We start from the raw sequence: 15,511 nt of genomic DNA on the forward strand, positions 1-15,511 counted from the left end.
GCCGTCCTCCCGCACGGACCGGCGCGCCGCGGGCCGCCGCGAGAGGGCCCGCGCCCGCCGGTAGCGTGGCGCCATGCGCCTGCAGGTCCACCCCGAGGTGGCCGACGCCGTCGCCGCCGGCCGCCCCGTGGTGGCCCTCGAGTCGACGATCATCAGCCACGGCCTCCCGCGGCCGGACAACCTGCGCGTCGCGCGCGAGATCGAGCAGTCGGTGCGCGACGGCGGCGCCGTGCCGGCGACCATCGCCGTGGTGGGCGGCGTCCCGCGCGTGGGGCTCGACGAGGACGCCCTGGCCACGGTCGCCGGCGACGACTCCGTGGTGAAGGTGAGCGTGCGCGACCTCGGCACGCTGGTCGCCCGCGGCGGGCACGGCGCCACCACGGTGGCCGCCACCGCGCACCTGGCCCACCTCGCCGGCATCGACGTGTTCGCCACCGGCGGCCTCGGAGGCGTGCACCGCGGCGCCCGCGACACCTGGGACGAGTCGGCCGACCTCACCACCCTGTCGACGACGCCGGTCACCGTCGTGTGCGCGGGGGTGAAGTCGATCCTCGACGTGGGCGCGACGCTCGAGCGCCTCGAGACGCTCAACGTGCCCGTGCTCGGCTACCGCACGGACCGCTTCCCCGGCTTCTACCTGGCCGACTCCGGCTTCGCGCTCGACTGGCGCGTGGAGTCCGCGGGCGAGGTGGCCGACGTCGTCCGGGCCCGCCACGAGCTGCGGTGCGCGGGCGGCCTGCTCCTGGTCAACCCGGTGAGGGCCGCGGACGAGCTCGACCGCGACCTGCACGACGCCGTGCTGGCCGAGGGCCTCGCCGCGGCCGACGCCGCCGGGGTCCGCGGCAAGGACGTCACGCCGTTCCTGCTCGAGCACTTCCACACCGCCACGGCCGGGCGCTCGCTCGCGGTCAACGTCGCGCTGGTGCGCAGCAACGCGACCCTCGCCGCCGCCGTCGCGGCCGCCCTCGCGGCATGACCGGCGCCGAGCCGACGATGTTCGTCGTCGTCGGCCAGTGGATGACCGACGTCGTCGCGGGCCTGCCCGGGCCGGTGCGGCTGGGCACCGACACCCCCGCGCACGTGCGGGTGCTCGGCGGCGGCGCCGCGGCCAACACCGCCGCGTGGCTGGCGCACGACGGGCACCCCACCACGCTGGTGGCCCGGGTGGGCGACGACCTGCTCGGCCGCGCGGGCCGGACCGAGCTCGAGTCGCTCGGCGTCACGTGCGCGCTCGCCGTCGACCCCGTGCGCGCGTCCGGCACGTGCGTGGTGCTCGTCGGCCCGGACGGCGAGCGCACGATGATCCCCGACGCCGGCGCCAACGAGGCCCTCGCGCCGCAGGACCTCGCCGACGACCTGTTCGCCCCGGGGCGCCACCTGCACCTGTCCGGCTACGTCCTGCTCGTGGACGGCAGCCGCATGGCCGGCCTGTCGGCGCTCGACCGGGCCCGGCTGCGCGGGATGACGACGAGCGTCGACGTCGCCTCGGTGGGGCCGCTGTCCGACACCGGGGCGGCGCGCTTCCTGTCGTGGGTGACCGGCGTCGACGTGCTGCTCGCCAACGAGTCCGAGGCGGCGTTCCTGGCCGGGCTGCCCGAGCCGCGGCCGGACGACGACGCCGCCACGGTGCTGGCCACCGCCACCATCGCGGCCCGGACGCTGCGCTCGGCGGTGGGCACCGTGGTGGTGAAGCTCGGACGCCACGGCGCCTACGTCGAGGACGCCGAGGGCCGCACCGCCCACGCCGAGGCGCTGCCGGTGGACGTCGTCGACACCACCGGCGCGGGCGACGCCTTCGCCGCCGGGTGGCTGCCGGCCTGGTGCTCCGGCGCCGACCCCACGACCGCGCTCGAACGCGGCAACCGCTCGGCCGCGCGGGCCGTCACCCGGGTGGGCGCCCGCCCCTGACCTGCGCCGACGCCGCTCGCCGTCCGCTGCGGCGGCCGTCCGTCGTGGCGGTGCCGGGGGGCGTCGGGCGGCGGTGGCAGAGTGGCACCGTGACGGGACCCCGCCCGCACCCCTCCCGGCGAGCGCCCTCGCCCCGACGCAGGAGCACCTGAGCACCGCATGGCCCGTCGCACGACGCCCCCGCCGCCGGACGTCCCCGAGAAGATCGTCGACATCGACGTCTCCGAGGAGATGCGCGGCTCGTTCCTCGAGTACGCGTACTCCGTCATCTACGCGCGGGCCCTGCCCGACGCACGCGACGGGCTCAAGCCCGTGCAGCGCCGCATCCTGTTCCAGATGGCCGAGATGGGCCTGCGCCCGGACCGCGGCCACGTCAAGAGCGCCCGCGTCGTGGGCGACGTGATGGGCAAGCTGCACCCGCACGGCGACGGCGCGATCTACGACGCGCTCGTGCGCATGGCGCAGCCGTTCTCGCTGCGGCTCCCCCTCGTCGACGGGCACGGCAACTTCGGCTCGCTCGACGACGGTCCGGCCGCGATGCGCTACACCGAGTGCCGGCTGGCCGCGAGCGCCCTGCTCATGACCGCCGGCCTCGACGAGGACGTCGTCGACTTCTCGCCCAACTACGACGGCCGCGAGACCGAACCGGGCGTGCTCCCCGCGGCGTTCCCCAACCTCCTGGTCAACGGCGCGTCGGGCATCGCGGTGGGCATGGCCACCAACATCGCGCCGCACAACCTGGTCGAGGTCGTGGCCGCCGCACGGCACCTGATCGCCCATCCGCGGGCCACGCTCGAGGACCTCATGCGCTTCGTGCCCGGTCCGGACCTGCCCGGCGGCGGGCGCATCGTGGGCCTCGACGGCGTCCGCGAGGCCTACGAGACCGGCCGCGGCTCGTTCCGCATCCGGGCCACCGCCCACGTCGAGAACGTCACCCCGCGACGCAAGGGCATCGTCGTCACCGAGCTGCCCTACAACGTGGGGCCGGAGAAGGTGATCGCCAAGATCAAGGAGGCCGTCGACGCCAAGCGGCTCACCGGGATCGCCGACGTCATCGACCTCACCGACATGGAGTCCGGCCTGCGGCTGGTCATCGAGGTGAAGAACGGCTTCCACCCCGAGGCTGTGCTCGAGCAGCTCTACGCGCTCACCCCGATGGAGGACTCCTTCGGGATCAACGCCGTCGCCCTCGTCGACGGCCAGCCGCGCACCCTCGGGCTGCGCGAGCTGCTCGAGGTGTTCGTCGACCACCGGCTCGAGGTCGTGCGTCGCCGCTCGGCGTTCCGGCGGCGCAAGGCCGAGGAGCGGCTGCACCTCGTCGAGGGTCTGCTCGTCGCCATCATCGACATCGACGAGGTCATCGCGCTCATCCGCTCCAGCGACGACCCCGCCGCCGCGAAGGCCCGCCTCATCGCGGTGTTCGACCTGTCGGACGTGCAGGCCACCTACATCCTCGACATGCCGCTGCGCCGGCTCACGAAGTTCAGCCGGATCGAGCTCGAGGGCGAGCGCGACGAGCTGCGCGCCCGCATCGAGGAGCTCACCGCGATCCTCGACGACGACAAGCGGCTGCGGAAAGTCGTCAGCGACGAGCTCGCCGCGGTGTCCGCCGAGCACGGCACGCCGCGGCGCACCGTGCTGCTCGAGGCCTCCGCCGCGCCCGTCCGGTCCGCCGCGGTGCCGCTCGAGGTGGCCGACGAGCCGTGCGTGGTGCTGCTGTCGAGCACAGGGCTGCTGGCCCGCACCGGCGACTCGAGGGACCTGCCCGGCGACGGGGAGCGCGGCCCGCACGACGTCGTCGTGTCCGCCGTGCACGCCACGGCGCGCGGCCACGTCGGCCTGGTCACCAGCACCGGCCGGGTGCTGCGCCTGCCGGTGCTCGAGCTGCCCGCGCTGCCGCCCACCCACGGCGCGCCCTCGCTCGCCGGCGGCGTCCCGCTGGCCGCGCTCGCGGAGCTCGAGCGCGGCGAGCAGCCGGTGGCGCTGTGCTCGGTGTCCGGCGAGGGGCAGGGGCTCGCGCTGGGCACGGCGGCCGGCGTCGTCAAGCGGGTCTCGCCGGACGTGCCCGCCTCGGCCGACTCGTGGAGCGTGGTCCGGCTCGACGACGGTGACCGCGTGGTCGGCGCGGTCGAGCTCTCCACCGGTGAGGAGGAGCTGGTGTTCGTCACCACGGACGCGCAGCTGCTCCACTTCCCCGCCAGCAGCGTGCGCCCGCAGGGCCGCCCGGCCGGCGGCATGGCGGGGATCCGCGTGGACGACGGCCAGCGCGTGCTGTTCTTCGGCGCCGTCGACCCCGGCCGCGACAACGTGGTGGTGACCGCGGCCGGCACCACCGGCGCCCTGCCGGGCACCTCCGGCGCCACCGTCAAGGTCACCCCGTTCGCCGAGTTCCCGGGCAAGGGCCGGGCCACCGGCGGCGTGCGCGCGCAGCGCTTCCTCAAGGGCGAGGACACCCTGCTCGTGGCGTGGGCGGGCCCGGCACCTGCGCGCGCGGCCACCCCGCAGGGCGCGCCGGCCCCGCTGCCCCCCGTGGACCCGCGCCGCGACGCCTCCGGGCTGCCCACCTCGCGCCCGGTCGCGGCGGTCGGCGGCCCGCTCTCGCCCGGCGGCCCCCGGCCGCCCTCGGCGGACCCCTCCGCGGACGACGCCTCCGGCGCCGACGAGCCGGTCTCGTGAGCTGGGGCCCGCCGTCGGACGGTCCCTCGCGCTGCTCGGTGCTGGCGCGCCAGCTCGACGAGCCGCTGCCGGGCACCGCGCCCCGGGCCCGGGCGTGGCTCGTGCTCGAGCAGCCCGGGCCCTACGGCTTCCGCGCCGTCACCGAGTCGCACCTGCCCGCGCCGCTGCAGCACTCCCTGGGCACCCTTCCCAAGGACGCCGGCACCACCGTGCTGCTCGCCCGTCCGGTCGGCCGCCACGCCGACGACCACGTGCCGGTCGAGGGCCGGCGGTTCTGGCTGGCCCACACCTCGCCCGGCGGCGTGCGCATGCGCGCCGGGCGGCTCGACGACGCCGAGCTCACCCGGCCGGACCTGCACGACGTCCTGATCGGCGCGGCCGACGGCCGGCTCCCCCCGTGGGGCTCGCGCAGCACGGACCCGCTCCTGCTCGTGTGCACCAACGCGCGGCGCGACGTCTGCTGCGCCATCGAGGGCCGCCCGGTCGCCGACGCGCTCGCGGCCGACCCCCGGCGGGCCGGCTCCGTGCTCGAGGTGAGCCACCTCGGCGGGCACCGCTTCGCCCCCACCGCCCTCCTGCTGCCGACCGGGCACTCCTTCGGCCGCTTCGACGCCCGGGCGGCCGGCGACATCCTCGACGCCGCCGGCCGCGGCGAGCTCGGCGCGCTGGCCCACCACCGCGGCCGCACCGCGCTCGCCCAGCCCGCCCAGGCCGCCGAGCACGCCGTGCGCGCGCAGGCGCACGTCACCGAGATCGACGCGCTGGACGTGCTGCGCCGCTCCGGCGAGCAGGTGGTGCCGATCGCCCTGCGCTGGGGCGGCACCGACGGAGTCGCCGACGTCGAGGTGCGCCACCGCGACGGCCGGGCCTGGCGCGTGGTGGTGCGTCGTCGCACCCTCACGCCGCCCCGGCCGGAGTCGTGCGGCAAGGCGCCGGCCGACGGCCACGCGTGGGTCGCGGACGAGCTCGAGCCCGTCCGGCCGTGGCGCTGACCGGCTGCCGGCGCCCGCGCCACCGGGCGGGGCCGCGGTTCGCTACGGTCGCGCCGTGACCCAGTTCCCGAGCGAGACCTTCGCCGACGCCCTCGCCGGCAACGACCTCTACGCCGCCGGCTTCGCGGGCACCGCGCTGACGGGGCGCGCGGCGAAGGGGCTCGCGCTGGTCACCTGCATGGACAGCCGCATCGAGCCCCTGGGCCTGCTCGGCATGGAGCAGGGCGACGTGAAGATCGTGCGCAACGCCGGCGCCCGGGTGACCGACGACGTCCTGCGCACCCTCGTGCTCGCCACGTACTTCCTCGACGTCACGCGCGTGCTGGTGATGCCGCACACGCACTGCAAGATGGCCAGCGCCACCGAGGAGCAGATGCACACCCAGATCGAGGAGGACTACGGCGTCGACACCTGGTCGGTGGAGTTCCGCACCGTGCCGGACCAGGAGGCCGCGCTCGCCTACGACGTGCGGCGCATCCGCTCCTACCCGCTGCTCCCCCGCGACCTCGTCGTGGGCGGCGCCGTCTACGACGTCCACACCGGACGCCTGCACCCCCGCGACGTGTGAGGCGCAGATCCGGCGCGCGGGGCGCGTAGCCTGCTGCGCGTGGGGATCGCTGACCCGGTGCGCGCGCTGTACGGCGCGCTCCTGAAGCGACGGCTGCGCACCGTCGCGCTGCCGGCCCACGTCGCGGTCATCATGGACGGCAACCGCCGCTGGGCGCGGGAGCACGGGCACCCGAACCCCAGCGTGGGCCACCGGTTCGGCGCCGAGCACGTCGAGCACCTGCTGGCCTGGTGCGCCGAGGTCGGCATCGGGCACGTCACCGTGTGGGTGGCCTCGAAGGACAACCTGGCCAAGCGGCCCGGCCCCGAGGTCGCATTCCTCATGGAGGTCGCCGAGGACGTCATCGCCTCGCGGCTGGCGACCGCGGGCGGCTCGTGGCAGCTCCACCTCGCCGGCGACCTCGACCTCCTCCCCGGCTCCACGTCGCGGGCGCTCAAGGCGGCCCGGGAGGCGACGCTCTCCCGGCCCACGCGCCACCACCTCACCGTGGCCATCGGCTACGACGGGCGCAGCGAGATCGTCGACGCCGTGCGCTCCGCGCTCGTCGACGCGGCCGCGGCCGGCACCAGCGCCGCCGAGCTCGCGACCCGCTTCGACGAGGACGACGTCTCGGCGCACCTCTACAACCCGGGCCTGCCCGAGCCGGACCTCATCATCCGCACGAGCGGCGAGCAGCGGCTCTCCGACTTCATGCTCTGGCAGGGCGTCGAGTCGCAGCTGTGGTTCGCCGACGTGTACTGGCCGGCGTTCCGCCGGGTCGACTTCCTCCGCGCGCTGCGCTCGTTCGCCGCGCGCGACGCCGGGGCCTGAGCCGGCGCCGCGACGCTCACCCGCCGGCGGCGCCGAGCAGGCCGTCGCGCTCGTGGATCGTGGTGCGGTCGCGCCCGCGCGAGGCGCCCAGCGCGCGCTCGGCGGCGTCGATCGCCGCCCAGCCCGTGCGGTCGACGGCGGCCCGGCCGCGCTCGCGCAGCAGGTCGGCGCAGCCGTCGCCGGCGCAGGGGTCGACGCCCTCGAGGTCGGCCAGCAGCGACGCGACGGTGGCCGCGGCGTCCTTCTTGTTGGTGCCGATGATCCCGGTGGGCCCGCGCTTGATCCAGCCGGCCACGTAGAGCCCCGGAACCGGTGCGCCCTCCTCGTCGACGACGCGACCGTCGACGTTGGGGATGACGTTGCGGGCGGAGTCGAAGGGGACGCCGGGAAGCCCGACGCCGCGGTAGCCCACCGAGCGCACGACCAGGTCGGCGGGGACCTCGTAGGTCTCGCCCGTGCCGTGGGCGCCGGTCTCGTCGACGGTGGTGCGCTCGACGACCACCGACTCGACGCGGTCGGTGCCGCGCAGCTCGGCCGGGCGGGCGTGGAAGTGCAGGTGGATGTGGCGGTGGGTGGTGTCGGCCACGTGGTCGGACCAGCTGCGGATCACCTCGACGTTGCGCGCCACCACGCGGTCGCTCTCCACCAGCGCCGCGCTCACCGGCTCGAGCTCGAGGTCCGTGGGGTCGATGAGGACGTCGACGCCGTCGAGGTCCGCGAGCTCCTTGAGCTCCTTCGTGGTCCACGTGGCCTGCGCCGGCCCGCGGCGCCCGAGCACGTGGACGTCGGTGACGCCGGACGCCGCGAACGCGTCGAGGACGTGCTGCGGCATGTCGGTGCGTTCGAGCCGCTCCAGCGGCGCGGTGAGGATGCGGGTGACGTCGACGGCGACGTTGCCGACGCCCACGACCACCACGGACCGTGCCGCGGCCAGCGCCGCCTCGATCCTCTCGCGGTCGGCGTCGGGATGGCCGCAGTACCAGGCGACGAGGTCGGTCGCCGCGACGCTGCCCTCGAGGTCCTCGCCGGGCACGCCCAGGCGGCGGTCGCGCGCCGCGCCGTAGGTGAGCACCACGCCGTCGTAGGCCGCGAGGAGCTCGGCCACCGAGACGTCGGCCCCGGCGTCGACGTCGCCCACCTCCACCCCGGCGAGCAGGCGCACCTCCGGCCGCTCGAGCACGTGCGCGAGGGTGTCGCGCACCGAGCGGATCGAGAAGTGGTCCGGCGCGACGCCGTAGCGCACCAGCCCGAACGGCACGGGCAGGCGGTCGAGGACGTCGACGTGGACTCCGGCTGAGGCGAGGGCGTCGGCCGCGTAGAGCCCGGATGGGCCGGCACCGACGACGGCGATGCGATGGGTCACATCGGCATCCGACCACACCCGGCGCCCCCGACGCCGCCCGGGTGCCGCGTGTCGCGCGAGCTCACCCGGGCAGGCCGAGCGCCTCGCGCGCCTCGGCGTAGGACCGCGACGGGTCGGTGACGTCGAAGAGCACCGCGCGCATGCCCACGGCCACGGCGCCCGCGACGTTGCCGGGCTGGTCGTCGACGAACACGCACTCCTCGGCGGCCACGCCGAGGCGCTCGGTGACCAGGGCGTAGATGCGCGGGTCGGGCTTGAGCACGCCCTCGACGGACCCGTCGACGAGCAGGTCGACGTCGCCGAGCACCGACATCCGGGCGACCCACTCCGGGCTGTGGAACGCCTGGAGGTCGTTGGTGCACACGGCCACCGCGAGCCCGGCGGCGTGCGCGGCGTGCACGAGCAGGCGGGCCTCGGGCCGCACGAGCTCGCGCTCCTCGCCGTCGAAGAGCACGTCCATCAGCCCGCGGAAGCCCGCGTCGGCCCCGGTGAGCGCGGCGAACTCGGCCGCGCGGTCCTGCCAGTACGCGCGCTCGGTGGTCTCCCCCGCCTGCATCCGGCGCCACTCGGCGTCCGCGGCGGGGTCGAACGGGCCGGACCACGCCAGCGAGCCCGGCGCCAGCCCCGCGCGCCGCTCGCCGCCGCGCAGCAGCTCGAACGGCGTGCGCAGCACCGGGCCGCCGAAGTCGAGGACGAGGGCCTTCACCGCCGCACCGTCACCTGCACGCGGGCGCCGTCCGGGTGCGCGAAGGTCGCCGACACCGCACCACCAGGCCCGACCGGGTGCGCGGCGGTGAGCCCACCCGTGATCACGACGTCGTCGGGCCGCAGGGTCTCGCCGGCCTCGGCCAGCGCCCCCACGAGCCAGGCCAGCGCGGCGGCGGGGTGGCCGGCGGCGTCGGCTCCCCGGCCCGACGCCACCGCGCGGCCGTCGACCTCGAGGGTGACCGCCACCTCGTCGAGCCGCGACAGCGGCAGCTGGGGGCCGAGGACGACGCCCGCCGCCGACGAGCCGTCGGCCGTGTTGTGCTCGACGTCGAAGCGGTAGTCGCGCCACGCCGAGTCGACCACCTCGAGCGCGGCGTGCGCGGAGGCGCAGGCCGCGAGCACCTCCTCCGGGCCGGCCCCGGCCGGCGGGGTGCGGGCCAGGCGCAGCGCGATCTCCGGCTCCACCCGCGGGTGGATGAGCCCCGCGGGGAGGGTGTCGCCGTCGCCGATCACCATGTCGGACAGCAGCGGGCCGTGGTTGGGCCGGTCGATGCCCATCTGGGCGCGCATCGCCTGCGAGGTGTAGCCCAGCTTCCACCCGATCCGGTGCGATCCCCGGGCCGTGCGGCGGCGGGTGAGCGCAGCCTGCACGCGGTATGCCGTGGCCAGGTCGCCCACCGGCAGGCCGTCGGCGTCCAGCTCGGCCGCGCGCAGGTGGGCGGCGTCGATCGTCGCGGCGACGTGCTCCACGTCGACGCCGGTGCCGGAGGTCAGTGCTCCTCCTCCATGATGGTCACCCGGTCGAAGCGCACGACCTCGCCGAACCATCCGCAGGCGCCGCACCACGTCATGAAGTTGCGGGTGTCGCCGGTCCAGTACTCCGTGGTGATGCCGCCGTGCTCGCCGATCGAGGCCGCGCACATCGGGCAGAACCGCGGGCGGTCGAGGTAGTGCCGCTCGGCGTCGCGGGCGAACCAGGCCCCGGGCGGCGGCAGCTCGTGCGGGTCGGCCGGGAGCGGCGCGGACTCCGCGGCCCGCGCCACCACCTCCGACCGGTCGTCAGGCACCAGCCTCGGCCTTCTCCAGGTTCGCCCAGTAGGACTCGTGCAGCTCGAGCAACTGGTCCTTGATCGGGCTGTAGCGCATCGACCCGCCGTTGATCCAGGCCGCCGCGAACGTGCGCTCGGCACCGAACTTGTCCTTCTCGCAAGGCAGGTTGATGATGTCGTGCTTCTCCCGGACCGTCCCGATCGGGTCCTCGCCGTTGGCGACCTTGCGCATGTTCTCCTTGAACATCTTGCGCAGCATCGCGACACCGGCGTCCGAGCGGCCGAGGTGCTCCTGGGTGCGGTCGGTGATCTCGCCCTGCGACACCCAGGCCATGATGTCCTGGCCCTCGATGTAGTCCGTGATGAACCGGCCCTGCTCGTCCTTCCACAGGTACTCGTAGACGTGGGGGCGCTCCTGCGTCGTGAGCAGCTCGCCGGGGTTGTGCGTGGAGTAGAAGAGCTTCCAGGTGTGGGTCTCGTCGATGGGCACGCGGATCTGCATCTGGTCGATGTAGGCGCCGCCCACGCGCATGTAGAACGGGAACACCAGCGGGTGGCCGATCTTCCAGTCGTCGTTCTCCTCGGTGGAGCCCTCCAGCACGCGGCGCTTGAGGATCCCCCACTCCATCTCGTCGAAGCCCGTCTTGATGTGGCGCTTCTGGAACGCCTTGGGCGCCTCGAACCCCTGGGTCTCGCCGACGAAGTTGAAGTAGTAGCCGTGCAGCCACTCGACGTGGTGCGGGTCGACGGAGTTCTCCATGATCTGGAGCCAGTTGCACGGGATCGTGGTGTAGCCGACGTCGCGCACGCCGTCCTTCACGAACACGTCGAAGCGCGGCAGCTCGGGCGCCGGGTCCGGCCCGACGTACACCCACACCATGCCGCCCATGGTCTGCGCCTTGCCCGACTTCATCGTCACGCGGTCGCGGAAGTTCTGGTTGTCGGCCTCGGCCGGCTGCTCGACGCACGTGCCGTCGAAGCCGAACTTCCACCCGTGGTATCCGCAGCGGATGCCGTCCTCGTGCACGACGCCGTAGGTGAGCGACGCGCGGCGGTGCGCGCACTTCTCGCCGATGATCCCGTACTTGCCGCTCGGGGTCTTGTAGAGGGTCCAGTCCTCGCTGAGCAGCCGAACGGTGCGCGAGGGCACGTCGTCGAAGTCCTGCTCGAAGGCGATGGGGTACCAGTACCGCCGGAGCAGCTCGCCCATGGGCGTTCCCGGGCCGATCTGGGTGAGCTCGTTGTTCTGCTCCACCGTGAGCATCTCGTGTTCCCTTCGGACTGGACGCAGGTCTGGCCGTCGTTCGCAGTGTGCCGGAGCGTCCCGCCCGGGAGGCCGCGTCGGCCCCCCAGGCGGGACAGGGTGTCCTCAGTCGAGGACGGTGACCTTGCCGTTGGACCCGTCGACGCGGATGCGCTGCCCGGTCCTGATGGTGGAGGTGGCGAAGCCGGTGCCGGTCACGGCCGGCAGACCGTACTCGCGGCACACGATCGCGGCGTGGCTCATCATCCCGCCGGTGTCGGTGACGGTGGCCTGGATCTTGCCGAAGATCGGCGCCCAGCTCGGCGCGGTGAGCGGGGCCACGAGGATCTCGCCCTCCTGCACCTCGTTGATCTGGTCCGGGCCGAAGATCACCCGGGCCGGGCCCTCGACGACGCCGGGCGAGGCGGCCATCCCGGACAGCGACCCGTCCTCGCCGGCCCCGCCGCCCAGCCAGTTGGCGATGGAGTCGGAGGTGATGCCCCAGAGCATGATCGTGAACGGCTCGGTGACGACCTCCGGCGGCGTGCCGAGCGCCGGCGTCGGCTTCCACTGCTCGAGGGCGGTGAGGATCTGCTTGCGCTTGGCCACCAGCGGGGGCCAGTACGACGGGCCGCGCGGCGGGGCGGGCGCCGCCCACGAGTGGTAGAGGTCGAACAGTGCGTCGGGGACCTCGTGGCGCTTGAGGTAGAAGATGTCCTCGGGCTCCTCGAGGAAGCCCTCCTTGGCGAGCACGCCGCCGATGTCCTTCATCTTGCGCCAGATGACCGAGTGGCTCCAGTGCTCGACGTAGAAGTTGTGGTTCTCGACGTACGGGAACACCACGCGGGCGAGGCCGAGCTTGCCGTGGAAGGCCTCGCGGTCCTCGTCGCTGGCGAGCAGCGAGGTGTACTCGGCGACGATCCGGTCGCGCTCGGCCGAGATCGCCTCGGTGGGCCGCGCGATGTCGGCGCCCGAGCGCAGCTTGTCGATGTAGCCGCGGATGAACTCGAACGGGATCTCGACGTTCTCGATCCAGATCTTGTCCTGGCTGGAGAAGCCGGAGCCGGTCGAGAAGTTGAACCACGGCTCGGCCGACTGCTCGAAGGAGGAGATCCAGGCCTGCCCCGCCTCGCCCGAGGACTTCAGCGCCTCGCAGGTCGCCGTGACGTCGCCGAGCGAGAAGGCCTCGGCCACGCCCGTGTCGAGGGCCATGCGGGCCAGCCGCTTGAGCTCCTCGTCGGGGCGGAAGAGGTCGACCTCGACACCGGCGACCATCTTGGCGATCGCGAGGTCGGAGATGCCCGGGAACGCCTGCTTGCAGAAGCCGAAGAAGTCCAGGTAGGCGGCGTACCCCAGGTTGAGGAACTCGAAGTGGTACTGCCACAGGGTGCTCGCGGAGTTCAGCAGCTCGAGGTAGTTCGCCTGGATCTGGCCGCCGGCGCCCTTGCCGGCGCCCGAGGTCACGACCTCGAGCGGCTCGACGTCGGGCAGGGGCGAGAACTCCAGGGCCTCCATGCCCTTCACCAGGTCGCGGATCTTGACCAGCCAGTTCTCGTAGAGCTGGTTCCAGTTCACGAAGTAGTGGCCGGCGCGCTGCATGAACTGCTCGGCGCGGGCGGGGATGTCGGCCTCGGGGGCCGGCACCGGCGAGAGGTACGTGTAGCCGTTGACGATGCGGAAGTCGATCCCGTTCGCCGGTGGGACGAGGAGGTGACGCGTGTTGTACTGCGAGAGCGCGACGATCGCGACCTCCATCAACGACGCGTCCCAGGGCAGCAGGGGCTTGGGCCAGTGGACGCCGTCCTGGAACCAGAACATGGAGTCCTCGTACTCGGCGCGTGCCGGACTGCACGTGGAGGAGTACGCGTAGAGCTCCTGCCAGCCTTCGGCTCCGGGCGGAGTGGTGATCTCCGACGGGAGCGGGAACTTCCCAGCCATGCCCTCTCCTTCTCGACGGTCCTCGCGGTCCGTCCCTGGGGTGACTGCCGCTCCGTCGCGGCGGTCTCGGTGGTTGGCGTGCACGGGGAGTCGGTCAGGAACTCCCCGCCCCCTTGGAGTGCAGCGGCGACATCAGCGTCGAGACGATGCTCGACATGAAGTCGCCGGGTGCGGACCCGGGCGCCACGACGGCGCTCGGGCCCTTCTTGCTCCATACCGTCTCCGGCCGCGACTGCAGCAGGATGATGTTCTCGCCCTCCGGCAGGTCGAGGTCGACGGCCCACTCGATGTCCTGCGGGCAGCCGTAGTGCCGCTCGGCTGTCTTGGCCAGCTTGGCGATCGCCTTGATCTCGGTGTCGGTCAGGCAGGGCGCGTCCACCCGGTCCGGCGCGGTCTCCACCTTCTCGACGGAGTCGTGGTCGGTGAGCACGTACTCGTGGGTCTTGCTGCTCACGACGCGCTTGGTGACGTCGAGCATCACCTTGTCGACGCGGTAGTTGTCCGGGGTGACCTCCCCGGCCACCACGCCCTCGCCGAACCCCCACGCGGCGTCGATCGCCACCTGCGAGCGGTCGCCGTTGGTCGGGTCGAGGGTGAACGCCACCCCGGCCGCCTTGGGGTGCACCATCTTCTGGACGACGACGCACATCTCGACCGAGCGGTGGTCGTAGCCCATCTCCACCCGGTAGCAGGTGGCGCGGTCGGTGAACAGGCTGGCCCAGCAGCGGCGCACGGCGTCGATGACGTCCTCGACGCCGCGCACCCACAGGTAGGTGTCGTGCTCGCCCGCGAACGACGCGTCGGGCGAGTCCTCCGAGGTGGCCGAGGAGCGCACCGCGACGGGCACCTCCTTGGTGCCGGCACGCGCGCCGAGCTCGAGGTAGGCGCCCCGGATCTGCAGCTCGATCCCCTCGGGGATGGGCATGGTCTCGATCAGGCGCCGGATCTCCGCGCAGCGCTGCGTGACCGAGTCCGTGTCGTTGACGTCCATGCCGTACAGCAGCCGGGCGACCTGGGCGTCGAGGTCGGCCTCGTCGCGGGCCCGGCGGTAGGCGTTGGTGGTGATCGCGAAGCCGGGCGGCACCGGGAGGCCGGCGCCGGTCATCTCGCCGAGGCTCGCGGCCTTGCCGCCCACCTCGCTCTTCATCCCGGCCCAGTAGCTCTCGAACCAGCTGATCGTCGTCATCGGACCTCCTCGGCGACGTCGCGGCCGGTCGCGGTGCCGGACCACCAGTCGGGGAGCGAGTCCAGGTCGGGCACCTGCACCTCCTGCACACGGTTGCGGTAGAGGACGAGCGCCGTGACGCCGCCGTCGATGAGGCGGACCCGGACGAACTCGGTGTTGAACGGCTCGCCGGGGTCGTAGCCCATCGCCCAGGTGGCGAAGGCGCGGATCGGACCCGAGTGGGTCGTGACGACGACGGAGTTGCCCGGCGTCTCGCGGTGGATGCGCAGCAGCCCGGCCCAGAACCGGCGCACGGCCGAGACAGGGGGCTCGAAGTGCAGCAGCGGCATGGTGAGCCAGTGGGTGATGGGGTCGCCTCCGCCGTTCTGGATCTTCCAGAACCGGTCGATCTCCACCAGCCACCCGGGCCGCTCGCCCATCGAGGTGCGCTCGAACGCCTCGAGCTCCTTCGCGTAGAGGCGGAAGGCCGATGTGACGTCGCGCAGCCCCTCGGGCGTCGCGACCCCGAAGTTCTGGAACTCGCGGTAGGCGACGATCTCGCCGACGGTCGCCTCGCGGCCGAACAGGCTCATGCCGTCGAGCAGCCCGCGCCGCAGGTGCTCGGCGGTCTGGCGCGCCCGGTTGGTGTCGGCGCAGGCGATGCGCACCGTGTGGCCGTCCAGCACGCGGCGGGCGATCTCCTGGCCCCGCCGGTGGGACTGCCACGACCCCAGCGGCGTCAGCCCGGACTCCGAGCTGTAGCCCTGAGTCTCACCGTGACGCACGAAGTAGACGTCGGTGGCGACCTGCGCGGCCTGCTCGCGGCGCTCGGGGACGATCTCCTTCGTGCGGGTGACCTCCGCCCAGCCGCGGGTGGTGTTGATCTGCTGGCCGTCGTAGCTGGGGACCCGCGACTCGAAGGGGTCGACGTTCTCCCGCCGCTCGCGGAAGCGGCGCAGGTAGAGCGGCGTCGCGTCGTCGGCCGCCTCCTCGTGGGTGACGCTGCGGCCGGCGCGCTCGAGGTAGCGCGCGAGGTAGGCCGGCGCGTCCGGGCGCTCGGTGCGGGGCAGGGTGGGGCCGGCCTCCGGCTC

14 protein-coding genes are annotated in these 15,511 nt (G+C 73.9%); 6 read left to right on the forward strand and 8 right to left on the reverse strand.

Going from position 1 to position 15,511, the window contains the following annotated elements; translation table 11 throughout:
* Window positions 1-73 precede the first annotated feature (73 nt).
* The 6 genes from GC157_03105 to uppS all read left to right on the forward strand — a co-directional run bounded on the left by GC157_03105 (window position 74) and on the right by uppS (window position 6,954).
* The gene (locus GC157_03105; GenBank protein MBI1376459.1) at window positions 74-976 is read left to right on the forward strand and encodes a pseudouridine-5-phosphate glycosidase; all 903 of its coding nucleotides are present in this window, start codon (window positions 74-76) and stop codon (window positions 974-976) included.
* 17 nt (window positions 977-993) lie between these two features.
* Window positions 994-1,908: a hypothetical protein gene (locus tag GC157_03110; GenBank protein ID MBI1376460.1), complete on the forward strand. Its 915-nt coding sequence runs from the start codon at window positions 994-996 to the stop codon at window positions 1,906-1,908.
* A 159-nt stretch (window positions 1,909-2,067) separates the two neighbouring features.
* Window positions 2,068-4,584: a DNA topoisomerase 4 subunit A gene (locus tag GC157_03115; GenBank protein ID MBI1376461.1), complete on the forward strand. Its 2,517-nt coding sequence runs from the start codon at window positions 2,068-2,070 to the stop codon at window positions 4,582-4,584.
* A complete protein-coding gene (locus GC157_03120) occupies window positions 4,581-5,576 on the forward strand; it encodes a sucrase ferredoxin (protein ID MBI1376462.1) in 996 nt (331 codons plus the stop codon). The genes GC157_03115 and GC157_03120 overlap by 4 nt, the downstream gene beginning before the upstream one ends.
* A 178-nt stretch (window positions 5,577-5,754) precedes the next feature.
* A complete protein-coding gene (locus tag GC157_03125) occupies window positions 5,755-6,144 on the forward strand; it encodes a carbonic anhydrase (GenBank protein ID MBI1376463.1) in 390 nt (129 codons plus the stop codon).
* A gap of 33 nt (window positions 6,145-6,177) precedes the next feature.
* Entirely contained in the window at window positions 6,178-6,954 is a 777-nt protein-coding gene (gene uppS, locus GC157_03130; GenBank protein ID MBI1376464.1) for a di-trans,poly-cis-decaprenylcistransferase, read from the forward strand.
* A gap of 16 nt (window positions 6,955-6,970) precedes the next feature.
* Here the strand turns inward: uppS and GC157_03135 are convergent, their stop codons facing one another.
* The 8 genes from GC157_03135 to GC157_03170 form a co-directional block, all read right to left on the reverse strand.
* Window positions 6,971-8,335, reverse strand: coding sequence for an NAD(P)-binding protein (locus GC157_03135; GenBank protein ID MBI1376465.1), 1,365 nt, complete (start codon window positions 8,333-8,335; stop codon window positions 6,971-6,973).
* A 43-nt stretch (window positions 8,336-8,378) separates the two neighbouring features.
* The gene (locus GC157_03140; protein ID MBI1376466.1) at window positions 8,379-9,023 is read right to left on the reverse strand and encodes an HAD-IA family hydrolase; all 645 of its coding nucleotides are present in this window, start codon (window positions 9,021-9,023) and stop codon (window positions 8,379-8,381) included.
* The gene (locus tag GC157_03145; protein ID MBI1376467.1) at window positions 9,020-9,775 is read right to left on the reverse strand and encodes a hydratase; all 756 of its coding nucleotides are present in this window, start codon (window positions 9,773-9,775) and stop codon (window positions 9,020-9,022) included. Before GC157_03145 ends, GC157_03140 begins: the two co-directional genes overlap by 4 nt.
* Window positions 9,776-9,795: 20 nt before the next feature.
* Window positions 9,796-10,020 carry a hypothetical protein gene (locus GC157_03150; protein MBI1376468.1) on the reverse strand — a complete coding sequence of 75 codons (225 nt, stop codon included), beginning with the start codon at window positions 10,018-10,020 and terminating at the stop codon, window positions 9,796-9,798.
* Window positions 10,021-10,084: 64 nt separating this feature from the next.
* Entirely contained in the window at window positions 10,085-11,338 is a 1,254-nt protein-coding gene (locus GC157_03155; GenBank protein ID MBI1376469.1) for a Rieske 2Fe-2S domain-containing protein, read from the reverse strand.
* 105 nt (window positions 11,339-11,443) lie between these two features.
* A complete protein-coding gene (locus tag GC157_03160; protein ID MBI1376470.1) occupies window positions 11,444-13,255 on the reverse strand; it encodes a hypothetical protein in 1,812 nt (603 codons plus the stop codon).
* Window positions 13,256-13,349: 94 nt separating this feature from the next.
* Window positions 13,350-14,441, reverse strand: coding sequence for a hypothetical protein (locus GC157_03165; GenBank protein MBI1376471.1), 1,092 nt, complete (start codon window positions 14,439-14,441; stop codon window positions 13,350-13,352).
* Window positions 14,438-15,490, reverse strand: coding sequence for a histidine phosphatase family protein (locus GC157_03170; GenBank protein ID MBI1376472.1), 1,053 nt, complete (start codon window positions 15,488-15,490; stop codon window positions 14,438-14,440). Before GC157_03170 ends, GC157_03165 begins: the two co-directional genes overlap by 4 nt.
* Between the last annotated feature and the right edge of the window lie 21 nt (window positions 15,491-15,511).

Source organism: Frankiales bacterium, from assembly GCA_016125335.1.
Classification (GTDB): domain Bacteria; phylum Actinomycetota; class Actinomycetes; order S36-B12; family CAIYMF01; genus Longivirga.

Coding starts and splice junctions, on each gene's coding strand:
- GC157_03115 (MBI1376461.1), top strand. CDS start 2,068: ATGGCCCGTCGCACGACGCCCCCGCCGCCGGACGTCCCCGAGAAGATC.
- GC157_03125 (MBI1376463.1), top strand. CDS start 5,755: ATGGACAGCCGCATCGAGCCCCTGGGCCTGCTCGGCATGGAGCAGGGC.
- GC157_03110 (MBI1376460.1), top strand. CDS start 994: ATGTTCGTCGTCGTCGGCCAGTGGATGACCGACGTCGTCGCGGGCCTG.
- GC157_03165 (MBI1376471.1), bottom strand. CDS start 14,441: ATGACGACGATCAGCTGGTTCGAGAGCTACTGGGCCGGGATGAAGAGC.
- GC157_03105 (MBI1376459.1), top strand. CDS start 74: ATGCGCCTGCAGGTCCACCCCGAGGTGGCCGACGCCGTCGCCGCCGGC.
- GC157_03160 (MBI1376470.1), bottom strand. CDS start 13,255: ATGGCTGGGAAGTTCCCGCTCCCGTCGGAGATCACCACTCCGCCCGGA.
- GC157_03155 (MBI1376469.1), bottom strand. CDS start 11,338: ATGCTCACGGTGGAGCAGAACAACGAGCTCACCCAGATCGGCCCGGGA.